The sequence below is a fragment of the Candidatus Pseudoscillospira sp. SGI.172 genome (assembly GCF_050313575.1).
In the GTDB taxonomy this organism is placed as follows: domain Bacteria; phylum Bacillota; class Clostridia; order Oscillospirales; family Oscillospiraceae; genus Vermiculatibacterium.
This window is the reverse complement of the sequence record NZ_JBNPLQ010000019.1, coordinates 1-26,066: the sequence shown is the minus strand read 5'-3', so window position 1 is coordinate 26,066 and position 26,066 is coordinate 1. Positions and strand designations below refer to the sequence as shown.

The following is a 26,066-nucleotide window of genomic DNA, read 5'->3' as shown; positions in this document are numbered from 1 at the left end:
GGCCCTCCTTGTGTTCTCAGTTCAAAAAGTCCTTGAGTTTCTTGCTCCGGCTGGGGTGACGGAGCTTCCGCAGCGCCTTGGCCTCGATCTGGCGGATCCGCTCCCGGGTGACGTTGAACTCCTTGCCCACCTCTTCCAGCGTGCGGGTTCGGCCATCCTCCAGGCCGAAGCGCAGCTTGAGCACCTTCTCCTCCCGTGGGGTGAGGGTGTCCAGCACATCGATGAGCTGTTCCTTCAAAAGGGTGTAGCTGGCGGCCTCGGCCGGTTCGGAGGCATCCTCGTCTGGGATGAAGTCGCCCAGGTGGCTGTCCTCCTCTTCTCCGATGGGGGTCTCAAGGCTCACGGGCTCCTGGGCGATCTTCAGGATCTCCCGCACCTTGTCCACCGGCATCCCCATCTCCTCGGCGATCTCCTCGGGGGTAGGATCGTGGCCCAGCTCCTGCAGGAGCTGGCGGGAGACCCGGATGACCTTGTTGATGGTCTCCACCATATGCACGGGGATGCGGATGGTGCGGGCCTGGTCGGCAATGGCGCGGGTGATGGCCTGCCGGATCCACCAGGTGGCATAGGTGGAGAATTTGTAGCCCTTGGTATAGTCGAACTTCTCCACGGCCTTGATGAGACCCAGGTTGCCCTCCTGGATCAGGTCGAGGAAAAGCATCCCCCGGCCAACATACCGCTTGGCGATGGAGACCACCAGACGAAGGTTGGCCTCGGCCAGGCGCTGCTTGGCCCGCTCGCCCTTCTTCACCGCTCTCTCCAGCTCGTTCCGGGTCTCGGGGGGCAGGTCGTCTCCCGCCTCCTTCAGTGCGGCGGCTGCTTCCGCGCCCAGGCCCATATCCTGCGCCAGCACGACCTCCTCGTCCCCGCTGAGCAGGTCCACCTTGCCGATCTCCTTGAGGTACATCCGCACCGGATCATCGATGCCGAAGGCATCGGCCAGACTGCTGGGATCCACAGTCTCCTCCTCGGCAGTCTCCTCGATCTCCACGATCTCCTCGGCAGGCGGCACCAGATCCACGTCGGCCAGGCTCTCCAGATCGTCCAGGTCGGGCAGATCCTCCTCGTCCCCAGCGGCGTCAATTCCCAGGTTCTCCATGACGTCGTAGATCTTGTCCATCTGATCGCTCTCCAGGTTGAGCTCATCCAGGACTTCCATCATCTCGGAGGCGGACAGCTTTCCCTTCTTTTTGCCCTTGTCCAGCAGGTCGGCCACCTTTTCCGCACCGGGGACACCCTCCAGAAGGCGCATCAGCTCCGCCTTTCCGGCCTCCATCTGCTCGACGGAGAGGGTGAGAGATTCCTGATCCTTCCCCTTAACGCGCTTGTCGGCGGCCTTGCCGGCGGTCTTCTTCTCGCTCATTGTCCATCCTCCATTGTTTTTTCTCTTTGTTTGGCCCGAAGGGCCAGCAGTGCTTCTCCACTCTGGGGGGCTCTGCGCTCAATCGCTTCGGTCTCGATGGTCTGTATGTAGTCGTTCATGGCTTTCCGTCCGTTGGCCAGGGATTCCGGCTGGGTCACCACCTGAGTCAGATGGCTCATCTCCTCGCCGGTCAGATCTCCCGCCAGCGCAGCCAGCTGGACGCTCAGCCCCTTCTCATGCCGCTGGCGCAGCAGGCCAAAGGCCTTTCCCAGCACGGGGGAGGAAAATCCCTCCGGCTCGATCCGGGCCGCGGCAAAGAGGGCAGGGTCCAGCAGGACCAACCGAAGGATCCCCTCCTCCGCCCGGGCGGAACGGAGGTTCTCGTATCTGAGTTCCCGGCTCCGGGGCTGGAGAAACGTGGCAGGGGTGAGATCCCGGCGTTGTTCTTTCCTGCGGGCCTGCCTCACCTGTCCCTTCCGCCACCGCTCCACCTCCTGGGCGAAGGCGGCGCCGGAGATCCCGGCAGCGGCCGCCGCCTTGTTGCCGTAAATTTCCCGCTCGATGGGGCTGGCCAGCGCCCCCACGGTCTCCACCGCCGACCGCAGGAACGCCATCCGCCCCTCGTCGCCGGAGAGGTCGGCCCCCTGAAGCAGGGTGTCCAGCCGGTAGTCGTTCTGGCCCGCGCTTCCGTTGAGGCACTTCTCAAAGGCAGCGGGGCCGAATTTCTTCACAAAGTCGTCCGGGTCCTGCTTGAGGGGTTTCCCGTCGGCGTCATAGGCGTTGGGGAGCTGGAGCACCCGAACCGCCAGGTTCGTGTTTTTCAGGATGCCCAGCACCCGGTCGGTGGACTTCTTCCCGGCCGCATCGTTGTCGTAGCAGAGCACCAGCTCCTTCGTGTACCGGGAGAGGATGCGGGCGTGCTCTTCGGTGAGGGCGGTGCCCATGGTGGCCACCACGTTGTCAAATCCCGCCTGGTGGAGGGTGATGACATCGATGTTGCCCTCCACCAAAACCAGGTTGGGCCGCTTGGTGTTCTTGGCGAAGTTGAGCGCGTAGATAAGACGGCTCTTTTTGAAAGCCACCGTGTCCGGACTGTTGAGGTACTTAGCCCCCTCCAATCCCGGAAGCAGACGGCTGGTAAACCCCACCACATCCCCCCGCACATCGATGACGGGGAGCATCAGCCGGGATCGGAACTTGTCGTAGATGCCCCCGTTCTTTCCCGCCACCGCCAGCCCGGCGTCGATAAGCTCCATCTTGGAAAAGCCCTTCTCCGTCAGCGCCCGGGTGAGAACGTCCCACTCGTCGGGAGCGGCCCCCAGACCGAACCGGGTGGCAAACTTCGTCCCGATCCGCCGGTGGGCGATATAGTCCCGGACAGCTTGGCCCCCGGGGCGCTTCAAATAGTCATGATAGAATCGGGCGGCCTCCCGGTTGGCCTCCAGCACCCGGCGGAACTTCTTCCGCCCGGCCTCATCTCCGGCGGCATCAGGGACCTCCATCCCCGCCCGCTTGGCCAGCAGCCGTACGGCATCGGTAAAGGATACATGCTCCATCTCCATGACAAAGGAGATGACGCCTCCCCCTTTGCCGCAGCCAAAGCAGTGGTAGATCTGCTTCTCCGGCACCACGTGGAAGGAGGGGGTCTTTTCGTTGTGGAAGGGACAGCAGCCCCACAGGCTGCCCCCCTTGGGCGTCAGGTGGACATATTCGCCCACTACGCCGGACAACTCGCTGCGCGCTACCAGCTCGTCGATAAATCGCTCTGGAATGGGCACATTCCCTCCTCCTTTCCGCTATGATTGCCAAACTATGACAAGGTTATACCATTGACAGGAGGAAGTATGGCCCCATGGGGGCCCAAAAATTCTATGTACGCCTATTTGACCGACCAGGACTTGGGGATGAACAGATCCAGATAGCGCTCCACCGCGAATGCGTCGGTCATTCCCGCGATGTAGTCACAGACGGCACGCTCTTTCCCCTCCGCCACCCGGATCTCCTGAAACTCCGGAGGCAGCTGATCCAGATCCGACAGGTAGTACTCGAACAGCCGTCGGATCATCTCCTGCGCCTTTCCCTCTTCCCCCTTGGCCACAGGGTTTCGGTAGACCGACTCGAACATAAACGCCCGCAGATCGCTCATGGCCCGCCCCTTCGCCTCAGACTGCCGGATCTTCCCCTGGCCGCGGCTGGTACGGATGATGTCCATCACCAGGGTGTTGATGCGTTCGGAGTGCGTGTTCCCCAGCTCCTGCGCCACATGGGCCGGGATGTCCAGCGGATAGATGATGCCGCCCCGGAGCGCGTCGTCGATGTCGGCGCTCAAATAGGCGATCTTGTCGGCGATGCGGACCGCCTGGCCCTCCAGGGTCTCGGCGGCCTCCGGCCCGGAGTGGCAGAGGATGCCCCGGCGGACTTCATAGGTCAGGTTGAGCCCCGCGCCATCGTTCTCCAGCCGGTCCACCACCCGGAGGGACTGTTCGTTGTGACGGAAGCCACCGGGCATGATCTCGTTCAAAAGCCTCTCCCCCGCGTGACCGAAGGGTGTGTGCCCCAAATCGTGCCCCAGGGCGGCGGCCTCTGTGAGATCCTCGTTGAGTCCCAGGCCCCGGGCAATGGTCCGGGCCACCCGGGCCACCTCCAGCGTGTGGGTCATACGGGTGCGGTAATGGTCCCCCTCCGGCTGGAGGAAAACCTGGGTCTTGTGCTTGAGCCGTCGAAACGCTTTGGAGTGGACGATCCGGTCGGTGTCCCGCTGAAAGCAGGTCCGCATAGGGCAGGGCTCCACAGGCCGTATCCGCCCCCGGGACTCAGCGGACAGGCAGGCCAGGGGTGACAGGTCCTTGCGTTCCCGTTCCTCCAGCTGTTCCCGGATGGTCATGCGCTCGCCTCCTCGGTTTCGATATAATTGTTATACGACGCGGAGGTCAAAAACCCTCTTTTTCCGGTTAAAAGTTTTTAAATTCTTTTTATCTGTCCTGTCGGGGCACCGCTTTCCACTGTTCTCCCACGATGCGGGGGGCAACACCCCCGGCGGAGAGCTCCTGCATCCGCCGGGCAAAGGGCTCGGCCGCACCCTCGGGCAGCAAAGCCCGAACCGTGACCAGAAAGCCAAAGTCGTGCTCCCCCTCCACGCCCCCCAGTGCGGGGATCTCCAGCCGCACCCGCTCGAAGAGGGGATACGGGCAGTCCACCTCCGCCATCGTCCAGGGGCGCACCACCGAGATCCCGGCGGCGTCCAGGGCGTCCTTGGCAGAGCGGCCGTAGGCCCGGGTGAGCCCGCCGGCCCCCAGCAGCACGCCGCCGAAGTAGCGGGTGACCACACAGCAGACGTTCTCCACCCCCTCCTTCTGGAACACCCCCAGCATGGGCTGGCCCGCCGTCCCCTGAGGCTCCCCGTCATCGGAATAGCGGATCACGCCGCCCTCCCGGATAAGGTAGCACCAGCAGTTGTGCCGGGCGTCATGATAGCGTTTTTTCGTCTCCTCAATGCAGGCGCGGGCCTCCGCTTCGGTCTCCACCGGCCAGACATGGCCGATAAACCGGGAGCGCTTTTCGGTAAACTCGGTCTCCGCCGCCCCGGTGGGGATCTGATATTCCGTCATCCCGGACCTCCCGTTCTCTCATTTCATTTGTGTACGCCAGTCCTCCCGCCGGAGAAGATAGTGGCGTTCCACCCGGTACTCCCCCATGGCCGCCACCCAGGACCGCTCTGTAAAGCGGTAGGAAAAACCGCACTTGCAGATCACGCGCTTAGACTTCTCGTTTCCCTCGTAGTGCCCGCACCAGATCCGGGAGAGCCCCCGCTCCTCAAAGCCGAAGCGGAGCAGCTCCTCCACCGCCTCCGGCATCAGGCCCCGGCCCCAGAAAGCGGGGTTCAGGGCATAGCCGATCTCGTCGTCGGGGCAGGCGGGATCGATCCCATCCGGGTGGCGGTTCACAAAGCCCGCTGAACCGAGAACTTTTCCCGTCCCCCGGTCCTCCAGCGCGTAGACCCAGGGTTCGGAAAACACCGTGCGGATGATCTCCCGGCTCTCCTCCAGGCTCTTGTGGGCGGGCCACCCCGCCGCCGGTCCCACCCGGGGATCGGCGGCATATTCATACAGATCCCCGGCGTCCGCCGCCGTAAAGGGGCGGAGGATCAGCCGGGCCGTTTCCAGCCGTTCCATTCAGTCCTCCCAAAATTCTCTGGGGGGCGTCCAGCCGTCGGCGATATACGCCCGCACCCGGCCCAGCACCTTGGGCGTACACACCGCCACCACGTCGATGGTCTCGCCGTACTCTACCTGCTCCACTCTGGCCTCCCGGTAAAGCATGTCCATCAGCCCGCCCTGGTCATAGGGCAGGGCCAGCGTCACCCGGTGGTTCCCCAGATCCAGGCGGCTGCGCAGCTTTTCCTTCAGCTCCTCCAGTCCCTGTCCGGTCCGGGCGGAGATGGTGACGATGTCCTCCCCGTGAGGCAGAATGTCCCCGTCCAGCAGGTCGGCCTTGTTGAACACATCCACCCTGGGGGTCTCCCAGGCGCCCAGTTCGGTGATGAGCCGCTCCACCACCTCGGCCTGCTCCCGCCACCCCGGGTTGGAGGCGTCGATGACGTGGAGCAGCAGGTCTGCGTACTCCAACTCCTCCAGTGTGGCCTTGAATGCCTCCACCAGGTGGTGGGGCAGCTTGGAGATAAAGCCCACGGTGTCGGAGACGAGCACCGTGCAGGTGTCGGAGAGCTCCAGTGTCCGGGTAGTGGTGTCCAGGGTGTCGAAAAGGCGGTTGTTAGCCGGGATGTCCGAGCCGGTGAGGGCGTTCAGGAGGGTGGACTTGCCCGCGTTGGTGTAGCCCACGATGGCCACCACCGGCACCTCGTTTTTCTCCCGGCGCTGGCGCTGGGTGGCCCGCACCCGGCGGACCTCCCGCAGCTCCCCCTCCAGCTTGGTGATCTTGCCGCGGATGAGCCGCCGGTCGGTCTCCAGCTGGGTCTCGCCGGGGCCGCGGGTGCCGATGGGGGACTTGCCGCCGGACGCGTTCTGCCGCACCAGATGGCCCCACATGCCGGTGAGGCGGGGCAGCAGATATTTGTACTGGGCCAGCTCCACCTGGAGCCGCCCCTCGCTGGTGCGGGCCCGCTGGGCGAAGATGTCCAGGATGAGGGCCGAGCGATCCAGCACCTGGACCCCCAAGTCCTCGGTGAGGGCCCTCTGCTGGGAGGGAGAGAGGTCGTTGTCGAAGATCACCAGGTCGGCCCCCGCGGCCTCCACAAGCTGTTTGACCTCCCCCACCTTGCCCTCGCCCAAAAAGGTCCGGGGATCGGGGGTAGTCTTGTTTTGCAGGACAGTGCCCACGCACTGTCCCCCCGCCGTCTCCAGCAGCGCCTCCAGCTCCTCCAGAGAGCCCTCGTCGGCGTTCTCCTCCCGGCTCAGGCAGGGGGCGTTGAGCCCCGCCAGCACGGCCCGGTTGATCTTGCTCTCGTCTAAAGTTTTTTCAAACATAGTGCCTCCATCCGCCCTTTTCCTCCCGGAACAGGGCCAAAGAACGTTCCGTCCTCCTCCGGACGCCCCGCCCGGATCTGGACCTTTATTTCTGCAGTACGCTCACGATCTCCCCGATGTACATCCGGTGGTAGTCGTGATTGGGATAGTTTTTCCCATCCAGGGCCTTCTCAACAAAGCACTCCGGCTTCAGATCCTGCGCGTAGAGCTTCCGGCAGATCAGCACCAGCTCGGCCTCCGCAAAATAGGGGGCGCTCTGGTCCCGGCACACCGTCAAACCGCAGGCGGCCGTCTTGTCTGTGTCCCGCCCGCTTTTGCTCCCGCACAGGGCCACTACATCATGGCGGTCGGCAGGGAGAAAGGAGAGGGAATAAAACTCATTTTGCTCCATCAGGCCGTAGGTGTAGCGCTGGGGCCGGAGATAGACGGTGGCCACCGGCTTGTTCCAGAGCACCCCCACCCCGCCCCAGCTCACGGTCATGGGGTTGCAGCCCTTCCCGTCGGCGGCGGTGACCAGCCCCCAGCGGTCGCTCAACAGCGAAAAAAAGTTGACGCTTAAGTCCTTCGGGTCTCTTGTTTGAAACATATTACATTCGCCTCCCAGTCTATGATATGCAAAAGGGCCCGTACCGTAACCGGCACGAGCCCAAAATGATCCCAAAATTACTGCTTGTCCAGGCCGAACTTCTTGTTGAAGCGGCTGACACGGCCACCGGAGTCCACCATCTTCTGCTTGCCGGTGAAGAAGGGGTGACACTTGGAGCAGACTTCGACACGGATGTTCTCCTTGGTGGAGCCAGTCTCGATCACGTTGCCGCAGGCACAGGTGATGGTCGTCTGCTTGTAGTTGGGATGAATTCCTTCCTTCATGTTTGTTTCACCTCTTTCTCGTTCCGGGTAAGGCGGCGCAGCAAACCTCCACGCCTTATAAACGCAGTTGATATGATAGCACAGTTTTTTCAAAAATGCAAGTGGTTTTTCGGTTTTTCTCTGCTCTTTAATCCCCCAGACTGGTGCCGGTCCAACTGTCCACCGTGGTCGCAGCAGACACCGGCACTCCATCCACACAGGGGTAGAACCAGCCCGGATTCTCCTTGATGTACCGGTCATCGCAGTCGTATGGAATGACAAAATAATCGCGGCCGCCCCACCTCACCCAATCAGCCCGGCGGGACGTGAGAGAGGAAGTGCCCAGGGGATGGCGGATCAAATCGCCGTCGGCATCCCGGTAGCCGTAAACAAAGCTCACCTCCTGAATTTCCGGGTCGTCCACCCGGCCGAAGAAATAGGCAAAGCGCCCCTTCTCATGGGAAATCGTCCAGAGGGCGGTGTGGAGCCGGCTCCCCTCTCCAGAGCAGTCCAGCACAGCGCCGCTTCCCCCCATCCACCCCCAGGGCACGGAAAGATCGGCCGTGCTCATCATCACCGCATTTTCATTGGCGCTGAGGTAAACCCTTCGGCAGCGCCGTCCAACAGGCAGCTGCCCCACCGTTTTCACCACGCGGACAGCCCCGCAGCCCTGCCTGTCGGCCTGGGATCGAAGAACTCCCGCAGGCAGAATGGATCCGCCGTTCAGTAACCCGAGCAGCAGAAGCAGCGCAATGGCCGCCGCCGTCTGCCGCAAGGCCGTCCGGCGGCGGGTCGGATGTCGTTTTTTCCGGTTCACTCCGCCGCCTCCCACTCCAATGGAATCGTCAGGGGCATGTGCTCTCCAAAGCGGTCATAGCGCAGGGCGAGGCTGGTTTGTCCGGGCTCCACCGGAATGTCGGACAGCCGCCAGTACCACGCGCCATCGCTGCCCTGCCCCCCGCCGCCATAGCGGTTCCAGGTCCCATCCGGGGCCCGGGCCCGAATGGAATTTTCTGTTCCATTCGCTGCACGCCCAAACGGATTTTCGTCGTAAATGCAGAAATGGACCTCCGCAAGTGCTTCTTCCTCAGACAGATCGACCCAATAGACCCGCAGGATATCCGACCCGGCCGCGCCCCGCACATCCACCTTCTGCCGGACATAGCCCTCCCCGGGCCCGTGAAGGCCGCTCCCCGGGTCAACCCTCGCCTGCACATTTTGAAAAACCCGATACCCCGCACTCAGAGATCCCACCAGCCCCAGGCAGAGGAGCATGATGCAAACGGTGCTGATTCTGGATAGCAGCAGCCAAAAAACAGACAGCTGGGCATTGAGCGCCCGCCCGATCTCCTCCGGCTCCCCCATGGCCGCCACCGCCCGGGAGCGGGCCTCTTCCGGGTCGTAGCCCGCCTGCTCCAGCGCGTCTGCGTGATCCTCCAGATGGCCCATCAGCTCCGCCTTGACCCAATCCTGCTCCCGCAAAGTGGCACGCTTCATCTGCCAGATCACCCGGCGGCAAAATTCTTCCCGTTCCATAGCCTTACCCCAGTGCCGGACAGGCGGAGAGGACGGCGTTCACTCCGTGGACGTAGCTCTTCCACTCCTCCGTCTCCGCCTTCAGCGCCTCCCGGCCTTTTTTTGTGAGGTGGTAATACTTCCGCTTCCGCCCCGTGGGAGCCTCTGCCTCGTAGGCCTCCACCTGTCCGTCCTTCCACAGGCCGTGGAGCACCGGATAGAGGGTCCCCTCCTTCATGTCGAAGGTGTGGTCGCTCCTTCTCGCCAGCTCGGTGATGATCTGGTAGCCGTACATGTCCTCTCCGGCCAGGAGCGTCAGTACCAGCAGCTCAGTGTGGTCAATGGTCTTCTTTTTCATAATTGCCCTCCTTCTATGTGACCGGATCGTGTGGATCACAGAGATTTTGCGTTCCGTCGGGCCGTTTTTCGCCCTCCGAAAATACCTCGGCTGTCTATGTATACTATACATAGACAGCCGAGGTATTTCAACCCATATTTTTCCGCTAAACTTCCACAGCCCGCCTTTCGGAGAAAAACCACAGCACCCGCCGGGCCACCGGCTTCCCGGTGATCTCCGCCAGCGCCCTGGCATAGGCCTCCAGCTGAGGGCGGTACTCCTCCGCCCGGGCGGCCAGCGCCCCGCCCCTGACCCGGTCGGTCTTGAAATCCACCACCGTCAGGCCCTCGCCCGTCTCAAAGCAGCAGTCCACCACGCCCTGGAGGAGCACCTGCTCCCCCTCCCCCGCCCGGGAAAAATACTGCCGGGCGGGAACCAGGATGGAGAACTTGAACTCCCGGCGCAGCGTGGGAGCGGCCAGCGCCTCCCGCCCCAGATCCGAAGCAAAAAAGGCGTAGATCAAAGCCGGGTCCACCGCCTCTCCCTGCTCCGGGGTGAGGAACTGCCGCTCCACCAGCCGGGCGATCTCTCCCGCCACCGCCTCCGTGCTGCCGCAGCGGCCGAAATCGATATACTGCATCACCAGATGGAGGGCGGTTCCCTTCTGGGCGGGGGTGAGGCCCAGCCGCCGGGCGGCAAACCGGGGCCGTTCGAACCGAAGCGGGCGCGGGGGGCTGGGAGCCTCCTCCGCCGCCTCATCGTCCAGCGCCCGCCCCTTGAGCTGGGTGGCGGTGAGCTTGGAGGGAAGCTCCACATCTCCGGCATGAGGGTAGACCCAGGCAAACCGGGCGGACAGATCCGCCCCCCCTTCCTCTGGCGCCGTCTCCTCCCTACGGGCCATCCGTCCGGCAGGCGTTTCCGCCAGGGAAGCGCCGTCCACCCACCGCAGATCCCAGGCCGGGCCGAAGCGCGTTCCGGCAGCGGCGGGGGGCAAAAGTCCCTCCCCCCGCAGCGCCCCCGCCTCCGGCCGGGCCAGCACGGGCAGCAGCACCCACTGCGCGGGGCTGGCGCAGTTGAGCAAGGCCTGCGGCTCCGTAGGCGTCCCGGCGCTGGGCAGCAGCTTGTCCACGTCCCCCCGCCCGCCGGTGAGGGCACAGCTCAGGATCAGCTTCTCCTTGGCCCGGGTCATGGCCACATACAAAAGCCGCAGCTCCTCCGCCGCCATCTCGTAGTCCATCTGCCGCGCCACCGCCAGCCGGGCCAGCGTGGGATATTCCACCATCCGCTCCAGATCCAGCCGTTTGGGCCCCACCCCCAGCCGGGGATGGAAGAGGATGGGCCGGGTGGTATCCTGCCGGTTCAGCTGCCGGGCCAGCCCGGCCAGAATCACCACCGGGAACTCCAGGCCCTTGGAGCGGTGGATGCTCATGATCCGCACGCCCCCGTTCCCCCCCGCGGCGGGGAGGGTGAGCTTGCCTCCGTTCTCCCGCAGCCGCTGGAGATAAGCCAGGAAGCCGAACAGCCCCCGGTGGCCCGCTGCCTCGAACTCCCGGGCCAGCTGAGCCAGCATCAGGAGGTTGCCCCGGCGGGTCTCTCCCTCGTCCATGGCTCCGTAGACCCCCAGCAGATTGGCCCGGTCGTAGACCCGCCAGAGCAGATCGGAGCAGCTCTCATCCCCCGCCCGGCGGCGGAGCTCCTCCAGCTCCCGCAGAAAGGCGGCGGCGTCCTCTCCCCCGTCCCGGGTGAGGGCGGTGTAGAAATCCTCCTCCGGCGCGGCGGCCCGGATCCGGGCCAGCCGATCGGCGGAAAAGGCGTACACCGCCGACCGCAGCGCGGCAATGAGGGGTACGTCCTGCCGGGGGTTGTCGATGATCTGGAGCAGGGCCAGCGCCACCTCGATCTCGGTGGCGGCGAAGAAGTCCCCGCCGCCCTCCGCCTCCCAGGGGATGTCCTGTTCCCCCAGCGCGGCGGCATAGTGGTGGAGCGCCGTGCCCGGAGAGCGCAGAAGGATGACGATGTCGCCGCCCCTCACCGGACGCAGCCCCCCCTCCCCGTCGGAGACCGGGAACCCCTCGTCCAGAAGCTGCCGCACCCGTCCGGCCACAAACCGGGCCTCCAGCAGGTCCCGCGGGGGGCGGGGCCCATCCTCGTCCCCGCCCCCGGAGCAGTCCAGCGCGTCCAGCTCCACCGCGTAGTTCCCCGGCTCCCCCTCCGGGAAGGTCCCGCCCGGGATCAGGGCCTCGGCGTCGGTGTAGTCCATCTCGCCGAAGGTCTCGCTCATCACGCTGCGGAAAATGTAGTTGGCTCCCTCCAGCACCTGGAGGCGGGAACGGAAGTTCCGGGAGAGCGCCACCCGCCGGGGCTCCCCCTCTTCCGCCTCGTTCCACGGCTTGTAGGCGCGGTATTTGGCGAGAAAAATGGTAGGGTCGGCCAGGCGGAAACGGTAGATGGACTGCTTGACGTCCCCTACCATGAAGAGGTTCTTCCCGCCGCCGGTGAGAGCGGTGAAGATGGCGTTCTGGACGGCGTTGGTGTCCTGATACTCGTCCACCATCACCTCGTCGTACCGCTCCCCCCACCGCCGGGCCAGTTCGGTGGGGGCGCCGTCTCCGCCGCTCAGCAGGCGGGCGGCCATGTGCTCCAGGTCGGAGAAATCCAGCAGCCCCCGGCGGCTTTTTTCGGCGGCGTAGGCGTCCTCAAAGTCCCGCACCAGGGCGAAGAGCCCCCGGATGGCGGGACAGACCGCCCGCATGTCCTCCAAAAGCCCGGCGCTGTCGTCCAAAAACAGCTCCCCCAGCTTCCCCATCCGCTTCTTGCACTGCTCCCGGAGGGTCTTGATCCGCTCCAGGGCCGCCGGATCCCCGCAGCCCCGGGAGCTGCCCAGACGCGGAAACTCCACTCCGGCGCAGGCGGCCGCCTCGTCCCAGCCCCGCTCCGCCGCGGCGGCCAGCTCCCGCAGGCCGTCCAGAGTGACCTCCAGACTGGGGCCGTAGGCTTTGGACAGCTTTTCCTCCTCTTGGGCCAGATCCAGGGCTTCCTCCATCCGTCCCGCCCAGTAATCGGCCTGACGGCGGACGTCGGCCAGCAGCAGCCTTCCCCATGGGGTGTCCCCGGCGTCGGTCACCCCCGCCATGGCAAAGGCCCGCTCCTGCTCATCCAGCCACGCTTCGGGGTCCGGGTGGCTTTGGATCCGCCCCCGGATGTCCAGCACGATCTGCATGAGGCGGCTGTCGTCCCGTCCGGCGGACATGGTATCCACCAGCTGGGCAAAATCGCTCTCCGGCACGATGGTCTCATAGCGGCGATCCAGAACGGCGTTGAGGGCGTCCTCCATGAGCATGAGGCCCTCGTTTTCATCACAGAGCCGGAAATCGGGATCCAGATCCAGCCGGTGCCCCTCCTCCCGGAGAAGCTGGCCGCAGAAGGCGTGGATGGTGGAGATCTGCGCTTTGTAGACCAGGGTGGACTGCCGCCGGAGAAAGGCGTCCCCCGGACGCTCGGCCAGCCGGTCGGAGAGCTCGGCGACCACCCGGCCCCGCAGCTCGGCGGCGGCGGCCTTGGTGTAGGTGATGACCAGGAAGCGGTCGATGTCCGCACCGGCCTCCACCCGGGCCAGCAGGCGCTCCACCAGCACCCGGGTCTTACCGGACCCGGCGGCGGCGGACACCAGCAGTCCGCCCCCGCGGTCCTCCACGGCGGCGCGCTGTTCGGGAGTCAGTTGAAAGGCCATCGGGGATCTCCCCTCCTTTTCTGAACCGGATCGCGGTTCTCTTCGGGCGGTTGGTGTCTGGATGTGGTTTGTCTGCCGGGTGCCCGCCTGTTCCGTGTATGGGACGCGGAGCGTCCGTTCTTTTCGACCGGGAACGCAGGGGGTGCTTTCCCGGTCGATCTCCCGCTCGTCCCTGCCCGGACTTCTCTCATTCCCGCCGGTCCCCGGCCTCCAGCCCGGCCCAGAACTCCTCCGTCTTCACGCTGGGAAGCCACCGTCTCCGATCGCCCCCCACGCCGTCCCGGAACTGGCAGGCGGCGGCGTAGTCGCACCACTGGCAGGCGTTCTGCTGCGGCCCGCGCCAGAAGGGGTCGGCGGCAATGTTCCCGGCGGCCAGCTCGGCGGCGATGTCGGCCAGGATGCGCCGGGTGTGCTGCTCCAGCCGCCCCAGCCGCTCGGCGCTCACCAGGGCGTCCCCGGTGATCGCCCCGGAGCTCCGGCTCACCCGCACGGGCAGAAACCGGGGGGGCTCCCCATCGGTGTGCTCCATGGCCTCCAACACGTCCCCGTCCTCCAGCACCAGCCCCTTGCGGCGCAGCTGGGCATCCACTTCCTTCCGGCGCTCGGCCTCGGTCATGGTCCGGCTCCCGGCGATCACCGCGTCCCGGGCGGGCAGATAGAGCACCCCCGAAGGGACGATCTCCTTTCCAAACACCGCCTGCCCCTCTTCCCGCAGGGTAAAGAGGTAGAGCAGCATCTGCAGGCCCAGGCCGTTCCACACGTCGGTGAGGTCGAAGGATTTGCGCCCGGTCTTGTAATCCACCACCCGGAGGTAGAGCCTGCCGTCCTTTTCCCAGCCGTCCACCCGGTCCACGAAGCCGGAGACCGACACGGTCACCCCGTCGGCGGTGAGCTCCACCGGGGGCAGGTCCTGACCCCGCCCGAAGCCCAGCTCAAAGGCGATGGGCTGGAAGTCCGACCGGGCCAGCTCCTGGCAGACATTCTCCACCACGGCATACACCGACTTTTCAAGCCGCCGGAAGAGGTAGCGGAACCGGGGGGTCTCCCCCTCCAGCCCGCCCAGCTCCTCCTCCACATACCGCGCCACCACCGCCGAAACCTGCGCCCGGGTGGGAATTTCCTTCCCTTGGCGCTCCCTGAGGGCGTGCTCCAGCACATAGTGGACGAAGGTGCCGTACTCCGGCGCCTGGAAGCCTGCGGGCTTTCTGGGCCGGGCCTTCAGGCCGTACTGCATGAAATAGGAAAAATGGCAGGATTTGTACTTGTCCATCCGGGAGGCCGACATGGGCACTCTTCGCCCGTACAGCGCCTCCACCGCCGGGCGGGTGAGGCTCCCCCGCTCCAGCGCGGCGGCCCGCTCCATCCGCTCCACCAGAGGGGCGTATCCCGGCAGGCCCTTCAGCGCCCGCCCCACCCCGGGACAGCGCCCCGCCAGCTCCAGCGCGGGACGGGAGGCCGCCAGCCGGAAGTCCTCGGCCAGCGCCCGCTCGTCCACCACCTCCAGGTCCGGGAACAGGGTCCGCAGCTTCTTGACCAGGAAAGAGGGGCGGCGCTCCTCCCCGCCGCTCCCGGCGGCGGGCCAGCTCACCGTGAGCCGTTCCGAGGGCAGGGCGCAAGTGTCGTAGACGATGGTCATCTCCCGCCACAGCTTGTCCGTGAGCCGGGGGGCGCTCTCCAGGCCGAAGGAGGCCAGCAGGGAGCGGTCGGCGTCGGCCAGCAGGCCCGGGGAGGAGGCGGCGGCCGGAAGGGCGCCGTCGTCGGCCCCCAGCAGGAAGAGGACCTTGCAGTGCTTGTGGGCCAGCCGGGGCATCTCCCCCGCCGTCACCCGGTCCAGAGACACCGGGATGGAGCCCACCTGGTACTGGGAGAGCACCAGCCTGAAGAGCCGGGCAAACTCATCCCACTCCATGGGAGTCTCCCCCAGAAGGTCGCTGCACTGCTCCAGCGCCCCGCAGAGGATATCCCAGAGCTGCTCATATTCGGCGGCCAGGGCGGCCTCGCCGCTCTGCCTCAGTTCCTCCCCCCGGGCGGCCAGCCGCTGGGCCAGACCGATCTCCTCCAGAAAACGGTACAGCGCCAGCGCCAGCCCGGCGCCGGTGTGCTCCTTTGCCCCCCGCAGCTGCTCCAGCGGCCCGGACACCCTGCGGCGCAAGGCGTCCAACTCCTCTGTCCGCGTCCGGTCCCGATCGGTCCAGGGCACGCCGTAGCCCTCCGGATGGAAATTCCAGGCTTTCCCCTGGCTCCAGCGGCTCCCCCGAATGTCCCACTTGAGGACATAGTTCTCCAGCCGGTCGGTCTCATCCGGGGTGAGTCCGGCCAGGCCGGTCTTGAGATAGCGGAACACGTCCTCATAGCGGTAGTCTCCCGCCACGGTGTCCAAAGCGGCGGTGACCAGGGCCAGCACCGGCTTTTGCAGCACATCGTCCATCCGGGCCAGAAACACCGGGACCCCATACCGCGGGAAGATCAAATCGATGAGCGGGCCGTAGGTCTCCATGCTCCGGGCAGTGACCGCCAGCTCCCGCCAGCGGTATCCCTCCTCCCGCGCCAGCCGGACCAGCTCGGCCGCCGTCCGCTCCACCTCGGCGTAGGGCCCGGAGGCCCGGTAGAGCTCCAGCCCCTCCGGCCGGCCGGGAAAGGCGGGGAGCACCAGATCGAAGAGGTGGGCCTCCACCCGCTCCAGCGCCTCCCTTCCGCAGCCCGCCTGACGGGTCAGGACCCGTGCCTCGGCCGCCGTCCCGCACCGGCGGGCCAGCGCCAGGAGCTGCCGGGCCGTGCGCCGGGCGGGGGCGAATACGTCCTCATCCCCCCCGTCCAGCCCGTCGCAGGTGAGGGCCACCGTCACGGAGCCCGCCTGCTTCACCAGCTCCTCCAGCACGCCCCGCTCCTGGGGGGTGAAGTCGGTGAAGCCGTCCAGGTAGATGTCCCGCCCCTCCGCCCAGCGGCACTCCGCCAGCGCCGCCGTCAGCCGGGTGAGCCTGTCCCGGGGATCGGCCCCCTGCCGGAGGGTCAGCGCCTCATAGGCCCCGCAGATAAGGGCCAGGTCGGAAAACTTGTCCCCGGTCTCTCCCCCGGTCTCCCGGGCCACCTCCCACAGCTTTTCCGGGGAAATAGCGCTGGACTTGCACTCGTCCACCGTGGCGGCCAGCCGGGTGAGGAACTGGGGCTTCCGGGAGGGGCGGGCGTATACCTTCAACTGGTCGGCCACCGACTTGAGGGCCACGTCCATCAGCAGCAGCCGCCCGCCCGGGTCCAGGGCAGGGGCGGCCAGTCCGCCCGTCACGGAAAAGACCCGGCTGGCAAGCCGGGTGAAGGAGAGCACCTCCGCGTACAGACTCACGGAGTTGCCTCCCTCTGCGCACAGCCTGCGCTCCATATCGTGGGAGTGCTGCTCCGGAACAATGAGCAGCTGGGGCCGCCCCCCTGATTGCCCGGCGATGGCCCGGAGGATCCGGGCCGTTTTTCCGGTCCCGGCCCGGCCCAGCAGCAGCTTCAGCATAGCGGACGCCTCCTTCCGACCTCTCTTTTCCAGGATACTCTCCGGCTTCCCCAAAATCAAATACAGGGGATTTTCTCTGGTCATTGTATCACATTTTCAATCGTCTGGGAACGCCCTTCCATTCCGGATGAGGGTCAAAAAAAGGACCGCCGGAAAATGGGCGGTGGTCATAAAACAGTTAATCGGCACAACGGCCTTTTTCGCTGTGCCGATTGTTGTATTTGTAAGGCAGCTATGGTAGGATACATACAGTTCAATAAATTTGAGGAGGAAATACACGATTATGAAGAAACACTTAAGAATAATATTACTTTCCATCTTGATTTTTGGGGTTGCTGCCCAAGTTGTTATCAAGTTGTGGGAAGGTAGCGTGTTTATATTTGACCATTCTGCAAAAGTTAGTTCTAACTATGTTTTGTGGAATGGAAGGGAATACTCAAGTATCAGCGGCGAATATTCAGAGGGCAGGACAATTGCCAAAGGTGAAGAAGATTGGGTAATAGATTCTGTTAACGAAGACCCAACCCACACTTTTATTGTAGCTCGTTCTTTTCTTGACCAATATCTTATGGTTGCAGATGATTATACTGTTCCGGCAAACGGAGAACTAACAACTATTTCTTGGAATGGAACATATATTACAGACACTGAATTCCTAACTGCGGTTTCTAATATTGATGCACAAAAAGCCACATCGTTTACATATCAGACGTATGGAATATATGAGCTAAATGACAATCAGCATATGAGGGAATTATATTTTGCATATGAGAATTGCCCCGTTACTACAATTTTCAAGGGATATATGGGAAAGGTTGATGGTAAATGGGTAATTACTACATCTATTTCTGCAGACACACGAAATGAGGATGGTTCTCCAAAACTTTACTCTGTAAATTGCTATGAAATCCCGAATGAATATTGGGATGTTCTTTCCAAGTTCTTTAGTTGACAAATTCCAGTTTCGCAAAATAATCAAGGGTGCACTTCCATACACCTTTCGTTGTATCATGCGATGTGGGGTCTTGTACCGTACCAAAGCCTCTCTCTGACGAGGGAGGTGGCAAAAATCTTTGATTTTTGACGGAGGGAGAGACTTGCGACACACCACTGCACATTGTTTTGCTTGCGGGCCAGGTTCTCTCCCTCAGTCAGCTTCGCTGACAGCTCCCTCATCAGAGGGAGCCTTCGCTCATTGCACAAATGATGAAAACCTCCCTATGATCGAAACCATAGGGAGGTTTAACTGTTTTACGGACACCCACCTAATCCGGCGGTCCTTTGGTGGTATGGAGAAAGTTACTGCTCGATGAACTGGACGGTGACGTTGGCGCAGCCAAGATCCATGGGGGCCTCGGCGTCGGTGTCCTTCTTCAGGGTGATGGTGCCGTCGGCCAGTTGGGCATAGAGGGCATCGTAGTCAGCCTGCGTGAAGGTGGTCCACTTGGAGGTGTCCATGGGAAGCTTAACAGCCTCTTCCTTGGCACCCAGAGTCAGGTTCTGACCACCGGGGAAACTGCCGGCATAGTAGGCGTCCAGCATCTGGGAGACGGCTTCGGCCAGGCCCTTCATGGCGGAGGAGATGACGGTGGCGGACTCGGGGGACTGGTCCACGTCCACGCCGATGACCTTGCCGTTGTTCTGCTCAGCGGCGGCCATGGCGGAGTTGCCCACGGAGCCGCCGCAGCCGAAGATGACCTCAGTGCCGGCCTGGTACCAGCCGGCGGCCAGAGCCTGGGCTTCGGGCGTGGCATCGAACCCGCCGGTGTAGTAGTACATCATGTCGACCTTGGTACCCATCTCGGCGGCAGCGGCGTCAGCGCCCTGCACGAAGCCGTAGCCATAGCGGACCACGGCGGGGACAGCCTGGCCGCCCAGGAAGCCCAGCTTGGTGTAGCCGTCCTTGACGGCGGCGTAACCGGCCAGGTAGCCCACCTGCTCCTCGGAGAAGAGGATGCCGACGGTGTTGTCAGCGGTCTTGTAGTCGCTGTAATCGGCGTTGTGAGGATTGCCGTCGATGAGGATGAAGGACACGTCGGGGTACTTGTCCTGCACGTTGTAGATGGGCTCCTCAAACAGGAAGCCGGGGGTGACAATGATCTTGTGGCCGTCGTTGATGGCCTGCTCGATCATGGCGGTGTAGGCGTCGGTAGTGGCCTCCACGGGCTTGTAGTACTTGCACTCCTTGCCGTTGGCCTCGCAATAGGCCTGGATGCCCTCCCAGGTGCCCTGGTTGAAGGACTTGTCGTTGATGTCGCCCTTGTCGGTGATCATGGCGATGGTAGCCTCACCGGAAGCGGCGCTCTCGGCTGCGGCGCTCTCCGCGGGGGCCTCAGAGGGAGCCGGAGTCTCCTTGGCTCCGCCGCCGCAGGCCGCCAGGGCCAGGGTCATGGAGCAGGACAGGAGCAGTGCAAGGAATTTACTGGTCTTCTTCATTTCAGTACATACCTTCCTTTCATAATCAATGTCCGGGAACCACGGCTGTGCCTGCTTCCTCCCGGACGTTCGGTTTTATTATACCGTGTCACACAAAAAAGCGCAATAAGATTTTACGCTTCCGGCGCAAAAGTTTTACAAAAGTATGAATTGATTTTACACTTTAGAAATATTTTAAGAGCCCGCCGCAGGTTTTCCCGCGGCGGGCCTCTTCTCTCAATATCCCTGAGGGATCTGGTTCTTCGCCAGCTTCACCACTGCGGAGGTGCCCAAGCGGTCGGCCCCCAGAGCAATAAAGTCCTCGGCATCCTGCAGTGTGCGGATGCCGCCGGCGGCCTTCACCTTCACGCCCGGCCCGATGTGCGCCCGGAACAGCTTCACATCCTCCCGGGTGGCCCCGCCGGTGGAAAAGCCCGTGGAGGTCTTGATAAAATCGGCCCCGGACTCGGTGACCAGCTCGCACATCTGAATCTTCTCCTCCTCCGTGAGGAGGCATGCCTCCACAATGACCTTGAGGATGCGGCCCTTGCAGCTGTTCTTGACCGCCCGGATCTCCGCCAGCAGATCGTCCCAGCGCCGGTCCTTCACCCAGCCGATATTGATGACCATGTCGATCTCATCGGCGCCGTTGCGAATGGCATCTTCGGTCTCAAAGACTTTGACGGCGGTCGTGGAGTAGCCGTTGGGAAACCCGATCACCGTGCAGATCTTCAGACTGTCACCCAAGTAGTCCCCGGCCTGCTTGACATAACCGGCGGGAATACACACGCTGGCACAGTTGAACTTCAGTCCGTCGTCACAGACCTCCCTGATCTGCTCCCAGGTACATTCCGGCTTGAGCAGGGTATGGTCGCACCGACTCAAAATCTCGTTAAGCTCCATGGTTTCATTCCTTCCTTTCTCCGCAAATGGGGAGACCTTACAAATTAGATAGGCTTGAGTTCATACCGGCGGCTGCCCAGGCCGATCTTCTCGGCGTGGGCCAGACAGCTCTCCCACTCGGTGCCGTCGGTAGTGTTGACAAAGTGGTCGTGCTGATCCACAAATCCCTCTTCTGCCATCCGGCGGGCCAGTTGTCCCCCGGGCAGCGGAGTCTGGGCCAGGCAGGCATCGGCGCAGGCCTGATCCAGAGCCAGCGGATCGAAGGAAGCGAACATTCCCACATCCGGGAGAATGGGCACATCGTTCTCCCCATGGCAGTCGCAGTTGGGAGAGATATCCCGCACCAGGCTGATGTGGAAACAGGGGCGCCCATCCACCACCGCCTTGGTGTACTCCGCCATCTTGCAGTTGAGGGCCTGGACCGTGCTGGAAGTGGGGTTGCGGATGGCGTCAAGGTTGCAGACACCGATGCAGCGGCCGCAGCCCACGCACTTGTCCTGGTCAATGACCGCCTTCCCGTCCTCCCGGTAGGAAATGGCGTCCTGCCCGCAGTGGCGGGCGCAGGCACGGCAGCCCACGCAGCGTTTGGTGCTCGCCACCGGCTTGCCGGCGGCGTGCTGCTCCATCTTTCCCCGGCGGGAACCGCTGCCCATGCCGATGTTTTTGATGGCCCCTCCGAACCCGGTCTGTTCATGACCCTTGAAGTGCGTCAGGGAGATGAAAATGTCGGCGTCCATGATGGCCCGGCCGATCTTGGCCTTCTCCACATACTCGCCGCCCTGAACCGGGACCTCCACGTCGTCATTGCCCCGGAGGCCGTCTCCGATGAGGATCTGGCATCCGGTGGAGAGGGGAGAAAAGCCGTTTTCATAGGCGGCGTCCAGATGCTCCAGGGCATTTTTGCGCCGTCCCGCGTAAAGGGTGTTGCAGTCGCACAGGAACGGGACACCGCCCCTTTCCCGGACATAGTCGGCCACCACCCTGGCGTAGTTGGGGCGGAGAAAGGTCAGATTTCCGGGCTCGCCAAAGTGCATCTTGATGCACACCAGCTTGCGTTCAAAGTCCAGCGTCCCCAGCCCCGCGCGGTCAATGAGCCTGCGGAGCTTGTCCAGCTGGCTGGTGCCCACAGGCACATGGAAATCCGTAAAATAAACATTGGAATGGCCCATAGCTTTCTCTCCTTATGATCTGATCATTTCCGTTTCAGGGGCGCAGCCCCCTTCTGCCGTCTGATAGCGCCAGACCGCGCCGTCCCAGAGCCGATCCACCTTCCCCAGAACCATCAGCCGATCCAGATGGGCCTGACATTCCCCCACTGCAAACCACTTCTGTGCCAGGGGGAATTCTTCCCAGTTCCGGGCGCGGATCTTCCAGCGGATGCGGCCGGCCAGCTCATAGGCCGTACGTCCCGGCGCGGTGCGGACCGCGTCCAGCGCCTCGGTCAGCCGCTCGGCGTGGTGTTCCTTCAGTTCCGCCGTCCGCCGGGCCAAGTCCCCCCCGCCCCGGTGTCCCGGAAGCGCCCGGTAGGCAGCAAAGGCCTCCATCTTCTCCAAACTGTCCAGATAGCTGCCTAAGGCATCCGGCAGTTCCCGCCAGGTAGCGATATTGGGTGTGATGTCAAAGAGGACATGATCCCCCGTCAGCAGGATACGCTCCTCATCCATCGCAAAGCAGAGGTGTCCCGGAGTATGGCCGGGGGTAAAAATGGCCCGCAGCGTGTAAGGCCCACAGGTGATGGTATCTTCCTCATCCAGAGGGAAATACCGGTCGCAGTCCTCCGGGGCCATGGACTGGGCCGGATTTTCCGTCTGCCGGCGTCCCACCTCGGCTTCCGAAAAACCCATCTTTAAAAATCGCGGCCCAAAATCTTTTTTCCAGACCGCACTGTTGGCCAGATAGGGCAGATCCACCCGTCCCACATAAATCCTGCGCTCCGGCCCCACCAGCTCGGGAGCCAGCCCCGAGTGGTCGGAATGGAGGTGGGTCAGAAGGATGTCTGTCTCCTCCCGCCGAACTCCCAACTCGGTCAGCGCCTCGGTAATGGCCGCCCGGCACGGCTCTATCCGGAACCCGGTATCGATCAGCAAATTTTCATCCTGACCACGGATCAAATAACTGTTCAGCTCTTTCAGGGGATTGCCGGGAAGGGGTACCGGGATTCGCCAGAACCCAGGCATGATCTGTTCGATCCCGCTCATGTCTCTTCCTCCAATTTTCGCTCTCCCCGCAGGGATAAGATAAAGCATCCCGCCAGTAAAATGGCGGCGCACACCAAAGCCGCTTTCCGCCCCAGCGCGTCACAGGTTATCGCCCCCAGGGCCGCCCCGGCAATAAAGACAGCAATGATGCCGTAATAGCAGAGGGCGTTGTTCCGCACAGCCTGATCCCCCGTCCGGCGGTAGTAAAAAAGCTGCTCCGTACCGCTTCTCAGATTACCGGTACACATGGTAGAGGCAAAGGCATTGCCCCGTACCCGCCGAAAGCTCTCCACCTGCACGGCACAGACAAAGGCCACCAGCACATTGGCCAGCATGTTGAGTGTCTCCGGCAAAAAGGCAACCGCTGCCACCACCAGGACTTCTCCTCCGAGCGTGAGCTGTCTCCAGTGGACACCGGGATGCTTCGAGAACCGTGCGCAGACCGCCTCGGCCACCCACACTCCCAGAGCAAAGGCCAGAATCGGCACCAGATAAGTCAGTGCCCTTCCCCAGTTCCCCCGCAGCAGCTGGATGCCCAGCAGAACCATGTTTCCGGTCTCGGCATTGGCAAATACTCCGCCTCGGGTCAGGTAGGTATACGCATCCAGAAACCCGCCCCCCAGCGCTAAAACAGCCGAGAGCAGGAAGGTCTCCGCAGCCTGATCGTGAGTGAGCTTCTTCACTGCTCTTACATGCCCAGACCCAAGCCGCCGGTGATGTTCTTCATGGAACTTGCCGCGTCGTTCTCCGCAGCGCGCATGGCCTCGTTGACAGCGGCCACCACCATATCCTGGAGCATCTCCACGTCCTCCGGATCCACAGCCTCGGGATCAATGGCAATGGAAACCACCTCATGCTGGCCGTTGACCTCCGCACTGACCATGCCGCCGCCGGCAGCGGCAGTGTAGGTCTTGTTTGCCAGCTCCTCCTGCATCCGGGCCATGTCCTGCTGCATCTTCTGAACCTGCTTCATCATGTTCATATTCATTCCGCCGCCGCCCATGCCGCCAAAGCCGCGGCTGTTGAATCCCTTTGCCATTCCACTCGCTCCTTCTGTTATTCTTTAATAATGATATTATCAAACTGCTGTCCTATGGCCAGCAGCTCTTCCAGCCTGTCGGTGCCCGCAGGCGCCGATGCACCGGCGGGAGGCTCTCCCACCGTCACCACGGCCCGATAAGGCGCGCCGGGCAGCAAACTTGCGGCCTTCTCCACCGCCGCCAGAATGCCCGGCTTGGAAATCATATTTTTCACAAAATCACTCTGCACCCACAAAGTCAAAACGGGGCCGTCCACAGTGCCCTTTACCATAGCCGGATTGGAGAGAAAACTATATTCCCCCATGGGAATACGGCCTTTGAGGCCCGCCGTCAGGCCGGGCCAAAAATCCCCCGGCGATCCCCCGCCGGCCGGTACGGCCGCCGGTGCCGCCTGATTTTTATCCTTGCGCGGTTCCTCCACCTTCCGGGGCGGCGGCTCCATCTCCCAGGGCGGCAGTTCTTCGGCCGCCTGCGGCGCAGGTTCCGGCTCCGATGTCCGGGCCGGAGCGGGCCGCAGAGCCCCCCCAGAGGGAGCGGCGGTCATTCCCCCGCCCGCCGCCAGTTCTTCCAGCCGGGCCAGCCGCGCATTCAGTCCGGCGGCGGAGTCGTCCAGCGTCTCGTCACACAGGCGGATGAGGCAGAGTTCGGCGTCCACCCGCCGGTTGGTACTGCGGCCCAGATCGGCAGAGGCGGCCTGAAGTCTGGAAAGCACCTGCGCCAGCCGCGGCGCGGTCAGCCGCTCCGCCAGCCCCCGCAGGGTCGCCTCGTCATAGCCTCCGGTGAGCAGGGCCGCCCCTCCTCTGGGAGCGGTCTTGCGGATCAGCAGATCCCGGGCCAGCGCAGACAGCTCGCCGAGCAGGCTGCCCACATCCTTTCCCGCTCCGTAAAGGCGGTCCAGCCGCTCCAGCGCGTCCCCCGCATCGTGGTCGGCCACCGCCCCCATGAGTCCGGCAGTCTCCACATTGCCCGCAAGTCCCAACGCATCCAGGATCGCCCGCTCTCCCAGATCTCCGCCCGGGCTTCCGGTGGCGCACTGATCCAGCAGGCTGAGGGCATCCCGCAGTCCGCCGTCGGCCAGTCTGGCCAGCAGCATGGCGCCGTCCGAGGTGAGAGGGATCCCCTCCTCCCCCGCCACATATTTCAGCCGCCCCGCAATATCCGTGGGAGAAATGCGTTTAAAGGAAAACTGCTGGCACCGGGATTTGATGGTAGCCGGAACTTTGTGCAGTTCGGTAGTGGCCAGAATAAACATCAAATGTTCCGGCGGCTCCTCCAAAATTTTCAGCAGCGCGTTGAACGCCGCGGTGGAAAGCATATGCACCTCGTCCACGATATAGACCCGCTTCCGAACCGCCGCCGGAGAGTAGACCGCCTCATCCCGAAGGGCGCGCACCTGATCCACACCGTTGTTGGAAGCGGCGTCCAGCTCCAGCACATCCAGGATGGAGCCGTTTTCGATCCCCAGGCAGGCCGGGCAGGCATTGCAGGGATTTCCGTCCGCCGGATGCTCACAGTTGGCCGCCCGGGCCAAAATCTTGGCACAGGTAGTCTTGCCGGTCCCCCGGGTGCCGGTAAAGAGATAGGCATGGGAAAGCCGTCCCTCCTGGACCTGGCGCTTCAAGGTATCGGTGATGTGGCTCTGCCCCACCACATCGTCAAATACGCGGGGTCTCCATTTACGATAAAGGGCCTGATACATACTGTTTCACCTCAAAAAAGGAACGGGGAAGAAGAACCTCAACCGAAGGCCCTTCTTCCCCGTTTCCGGCCCATGGCAAGACCGCGCACCGGCCTTTGAAGATCGCATTATGCCCGTTACCCCGGCAGCCGGCTCAGGAGCGGAATCCCCGCGGCACACGGGCGGGCCCGCTTAGTGCTGCTCGGTTCCCCGCCTGACACGGTTCACGGGTGCCCGTTGCGCAGGACCGATCCATCATCACTGCTTACCGGGGTCAGACGGCACAATACGATTCCGGGGGCCGGGATTCATCCCTGCTGTAGCGGATTGCAGATACAGGGCACCGCTAACTCCCCGACTAGCGCGGCCTTGCCTCAGGCCGGCGTTTTACGCGGGCCATTGACAGGCTGATATGATGTTATCATACAACATTTCGCAAAAATTATCAACTGTGAAATATGCTTTCTAAACAGATTTTAAAAAACCTCTTTACACCCGCCCAAAACCTTGCTATAATATCATGGTGCTTAAAGGTGATCCATTTTTTGAGCACACAAAGTTTCATCTGGGGGCGCAGCTCAGTTGGGAGAGCCAGCTGTCCTTATCGTAGCCCAAGCAAGTTAGCACATCAAACAAAGCAAAACATCTCAAATTATCTAAAATGACTAAATATGGGCCTATAGCTCAGCTGGGAGAGCGTACGGTTCGCATCCCTATGGACGCACATCGACTAACGATGGCTGGCCCTCAATTTGGGGGAGAAACCCCTCCGAGATTCACGAAAATTGAAAACTCCAAAAATCCGCTTTTTGTTGCGAAAAACGGCCAAAAAGTGGCAATATGGGCCTATAGCTCAGCTGGGAGAGCGTACGGTTCGCATCCGTAAGGTCGTCGGTTCGATCCCGATTAGGTCCACCATCTTGAGAAAAATCACCGCCAATTTGGCGGTGATTTTTTGTTTGACCACAATAATACCACAGACAGGTCCTATTTCTGACCACTTTACGGGAACACGGGCGGTGAGCTCCTGGAGTTCGCCGCCCGCTAATTTTGCTA

Annotated in this window: 21 protein-coding genes, 1 tRNA gene and 1 other RNA gene; 2 read left to right on the top strand and 21 right to left on the bottom strand. The window is 63.0% G+C overall.

Annotated features, from left to right (window positions below; all coding sequences use genetic code 11):
* Positions 1-16 precede the first annotated feature (16 nt).
* From rpoD to ACQRD3_RS08525, 13 genes are all read right to left on the bottom strand, one after another.
* Positions 17-1,252: an RNA polymerase sigma factor RpoD gene (gene rpoD, locus ACQRD3_RS08585; protein ID WP_427781035.1), complete on the bottom strand. Its 1,236-nt coding sequence runs from the start codon at positions 1,250-1,252 to the stop codon at positions 17-19.
* A 107-nt stretch (positions 1,253-1,359) separates the two neighbouring features.
* The gene (dnaG, locus tag ACQRD3_RS08580) at positions 1,360-3,141 is read right to left on the bottom strand and encodes a DNA primase (protein WP_427781003.1); all 1,782 of its coding nucleotides are present in this window, start codon (positions 3,139-3,141) and stop codon (positions 1,360-1,362) included.
* Between the two features lie 101 nt (positions 3,142-3,242).
* Positions 3,243-4,247 carry a deoxyguanosinetriphosphate triphosphohydrolase gene (locus tag ACQRD3_RS08575; RefSeq protein WP_080907579.1) on the bottom strand — a complete coding sequence of 335 codons (1,005 nt, stop codon included), beginning with the start codon at positions 4,245-4,247 and terminating at the stop codon, positions 3,243-3,245.
* Between the two features lie 88 nt (positions 4,248-4,335).
* The gene (locus tag ACQRD3_RS08570; RefSeq protein WP_080907578.1) at positions 4,336-4,971 is read right to left on the bottom strand and encodes a YigZ family protein; all 636 of its coding nucleotides are present in this window, start codon (positions 4,969-4,971) and stop codon (positions 4,336-4,338) included.
* An 18-nt stretch (positions 4,972-4,989) separates the two neighbouring features.
* Complete coding sequence (locus tag ACQRD3_RS08565; protein ID WP_080907577.1) at positions 4,990-5,535, bottom strand: GNAT family N-acetyltransferase; 546 nt, start codon at positions 5,533-5,535, stop codon at positions 4,990-4,992.
* Positions 5,536-6,846 (bottom strand): GTPase HflX, encoded by a 1,311-nt coding sequence (gene hflX / locus ACQRD3_RS08560; RefSeq protein WP_427781000.1) that lies wholly within the window; start codon positions 6,844-6,846, stop codon positions 5,536-5,538. It abuts the gene before it with no gap.
* 85 nt (positions 6,847-6,931) lie between these two features.
* Entirely contained in the window at positions 6,932-7,432 is a 501-nt protein-coding gene (locus tag ACQRD3_RS08555; protein ID WP_080907575.1) for a flavin reductase family protein, read from the bottom strand.
* Between the two features lie 77 nt (positions 7,433-7,509).
* Positions 7,510-7,716: a 50S ribosomal protein L31 gene (gene rpmE / locus ACQRD3_RS08550; protein WP_080907574.1), complete on the bottom strand. Its 207-nt coding sequence runs from the start codon at positions 7,714-7,716 to the stop codon at positions 7,510-7,512.
* A gap of 127 nt (positions 7,717-7,843) precedes the next feature.
* Complete coding sequence (locus tag ACQRD3_RS08545) at positions 7,844-8,512, bottom strand: hypothetical protein (RefSeq protein WP_427780997.1); 669 nt, start codon at positions 8,510-8,512, stop codon at positions 7,844-7,846.
* Complete coding sequence (locus ACQRD3_RS08540) at positions 8,509-9,231, bottom strand: permease prefix domain 1-containing protein (RefSeq protein ID WP_427780995.1); 723 nt, start codon at positions 9,229-9,231, stop codon at positions 8,509-8,511. The genes ACQRD3_RS08545 and ACQRD3_RS08540 overlap by 4 nt, the downstream gene beginning before the upstream one ends.
* A 4-nt stretch (positions 9,232-9,235) precedes the next feature.
* Complete coding sequence (locus ACQRD3_RS08535; protein WP_080907570.1) at positions 9,236-9,568, bottom strand: helix-turn-helix transcriptional regulator; 333 nt, start codon at positions 9,566-9,568, stop codon at positions 9,236-9,238.
* A 145-nt stretch (positions 9,569-9,713) separates the two neighbouring features.
* Complete coding sequence (gene addA, locus ACQRD3_RS08530) at positions 9,714-13,277, bottom strand: helicase-exonuclease AddAB subunit AddA (RefSeq protein ID WP_427780993.1); 3,564 nt, start codon at positions 13,275-13,277, stop codon at positions 9,714-9,716.
* A 187-nt stretch (positions 13,278-13,464) separates the two neighbouring features.
* On the bottom strand, positions 13,465-16,776 hold the full coding sequence (locus ACQRD3_RS08525; protein ID WP_427780991.1) for a PD-(D/E)XK nuclease family protein: 3,312 nt from the start codon (positions 16,774-16,776) through the stop codon (positions 13,465-13,467).
* Positions 16,777-17,059: 283 nt separating this feature from the next.
* Here ACQRD3_RS08525 and ACQRD3_RS08520 point away from each other — a divergent pair, with 283 nt between their 5' ends.
* Positions 17,060-17,728 (top strand): hypothetical protein, encoded by a 669-nt coding sequence (locus tag ACQRD3_RS08520; protein ID WP_080907567.1) that lies wholly within the window; start codon positions 17,060-17,062, stop codon positions 17,726-17,728.
* A gap of 347 nt (positions 17,729-18,075) precedes the next feature.
* On the opposite strand, the gene ACQRD3_RS08515 is transcribed toward ACQRD3_RS08520, so the two are convergent.
* From ACQRD3_RS08515 to ffs, 8 genes are all read right to left on the bottom strand, one after another.
* Complete coding sequence (locus tag ACQRD3_RS08515; RefSeq protein WP_080907565.1) at positions 18,076-19,212, bottom strand: BMP family ABC transporter substrate-binding protein; 1,137 nt, start codon at positions 19,210-19,212, stop codon at positions 18,076-18,078.
* A 216-nt stretch (positions 19,213-19,428) separates the two neighbouring features.
* Positions 19,429-20,094, bottom strand: coding sequence for a deoxyribose-phosphate aldolase (deoC, locus tag ACQRD3_RS08510; RefSeq protein ID WP_080907564.1), 666 nt, complete (start codon positions 20,092-20,094; stop codon positions 19,429-19,431).
* Positions 20,095-20,138: 44 nt separating this feature from the next.
* Complete coding sequence (locus ACQRD3_RS08505) at positions 20,139-21,263, bottom strand: DUF362 domain-containing protein (RefSeq protein ID WP_427780988.1); 1,125 nt, start codon at positions 21,261-21,263, stop codon at positions 20,139-20,141.
* Between the two features lie 12 nt (positions 21,264-21,275).
* Positions 21,276-22,292, bottom strand: coding sequence for an MBL fold metallo-hydrolase (locus ACQRD3_RS08500; RefSeq protein ID WP_427780986.1), 1,017 nt, complete (start codon positions 22,290-22,292; stop codon positions 21,276-21,278).
* Positions 22,289-22,975: a YoaK family protein gene (locus ACQRD3_RS08495; RefSeq protein WP_427780984.1), complete on the bottom strand. Its 687-nt coding sequence runs from the start codon at positions 22,973-22,975 to the stop codon at positions 22,289-22,291. Before ACQRD3_RS08495 ends, ACQRD3_RS08500 begins: the two co-directional genes overlap by 4 nt.
* Before the next feature lie 5 nt (positions 22,976-22,980).
* Positions 22,981-23,331 (bottom strand): YbaB/EbfC family nucleoid-associated protein, encoded by a 351-nt coding sequence (locus ACQRD3_RS08490; protein WP_080907559.1) that lies wholly within the window; start codon positions 23,329-23,331, stop codon positions 22,981-22,983.
* Positions 23,332-23,348: 17 nt separating this feature from the next.
* On the bottom strand, positions 23,349-25,031 hold the full coding sequence (dnaX, locus tag ACQRD3_RS08485) for a DNA polymerase III subunit gamma/tau (RefSeq protein WP_080907558.1): 1,683 nt from the start codon (positions 25,029-25,031) through the stop codon (positions 23,349-23,351).
* Between the two features lie 81 nt (positions 25,032-25,112).
* Positions 25,113-25,377: signal recognition particle sRNA large type (gene ffs / locus ACQRD3_RS08480), an RNA gene on the bottom strand.
* Positions 25,378-25,852: 475 nt separating this feature from the next.
* Between ffs and ACQRD3_RS08475 the strand changes: the two genes are divergently transcribed.
* Positions 25,853-25,928 (top strand) — tRNA-Ala (locus ACQRD3_RS08475).
* The last annotated feature ends 138 nt before the right edge of the window (positions 25,929-26,066 follow it).

Excerpts from the sequence above, each read along its gene's own strand:
- ACQRD3_RS08535 (WP_080907570.1), bottom strand. The coding sequence starts at position 9,568 with ATGAAAAAGAAGACCATTGACCACACTGAGCTGCTGGTACTGACGCTC.
- dnaX (WP_080907558.1), bottom strand. The coding sequence starts at position 25,031 with ATGTATCAGGCCCTTTATCGTAAATGGAGACCCCGCGTATTTGACGAT.
- addA (WP_427780993.1), bottom strand. The coding sequence starts at position 13,277 with ATGGCCTTTCAACTGACTCCCGAACAGCGCGCCGCCGTGGAGGACCGC.
- ACQRD3_RS08555 (WP_080907575.1), bottom strand. The coding sequence starts at position 7,432 with ATGTTTCAAACAAGAGACCCGAAGGACTTAAGCGTCAACTTTTTTTCG.
- ACQRD3_RS08525 (WP_427780991.1), bottom strand. The coding sequence starts at position 16,776 with ATGCTGAAGCTGCTGCTGGGCCGGGCCGGGACCGGAAAAACGGCCCGG.
- ACQRD3_RS08565 (WP_080907577.1), bottom strand. The coding sequence starts at position 5,535 with ATGGAACGGCTGGAAACGGCCCGGCTGATCCTCCGCCCCTTTACGGCG.
- rpmE (WP_080907574.1), bottom strand. The coding sequence starts at position 7,716 with ATGAAGGAAGGAATTCATCCCAACTACAAGCAGACGACCATCACCTGT.
- ACQRD3_RS08500 (WP_427780986.1), bottom strand. The coding sequence starts at position 22,292 with ATGAGCGGGATCGAACAGATCATGCCTGGGTTCTGGCGAATCCCGGTA.
- ACQRD3_RS08540 (WP_427780995.1), bottom strand. The coding sequence starts at position 9,231 with ATGGAACGGGAAGAATTTTGCCGCCGGGTGATCTGGCAGATGAAGCGT.
- ACQRD3_RS08520 (WP_080907567.1), top strand. The coding sequence starts at position 17,060 with ATGAAGAAACACTTAAGAATAATATTACTTTCCATCTTGATTTTTGGG.
- hflX (WP_427781000.1), bottom strand. The coding sequence starts at position 6,846 with ATGTTTGAAAAAACTTTAGACGAGAGCAAGATCAACCGGGCCGTGCTG.
- ACQRD3_RS08575 (WP_080907579.1), bottom strand. The coding sequence starts at position 4,247 with ATGACCATCCGGGAACAGCTGGAGGAACGGGAACGCAAGGACCTGTCA.
- deoC (WP_080907564.1), bottom strand. The coding sequence starts at position 20,094 with ATGGAGCTTAACGAGATTTTGAGTCGGTGCGACCATACCCTGCTCAAG.
- ACQRD3_RS08505 (WP_427780988.1), bottom strand. The coding sequence starts at position 21,263 with ATGGGCCATTCCAATGTTTATTTTACGGATTTCCATGTGCCTGTGGGC.
- ACQRD3_RS08570 (WP_080907578.1), bottom strand. The coding sequence starts at position 4,971 with ATGACGGAATATCAGATCCCCACCGGGGCGGCGGAGACCGAGTTTACC.
- ACQRD3_RS08490 (WP_080907559.1), bottom strand. The coding sequence starts at position 23,331 with ATGGCAAAGGGATTCAACAGCCGCGGCTTTGGCGGCATGGGCGGCGGC.
- ACQRD3_RS08515 (WP_080907565.1), bottom strand. The coding sequence starts at position 19,212 with ATGAAGAAGACCAGTAAATTCCTTGCACTGCTCCTGTCCTGCTCCATG.
- rpoD (WP_427781035.1), bottom strand. The coding sequence starts at position 1,252 with ATGCGCCTTCTGGAGGGTGTCCCCGGTGCGGAAAAGGTGGCCGACCTG.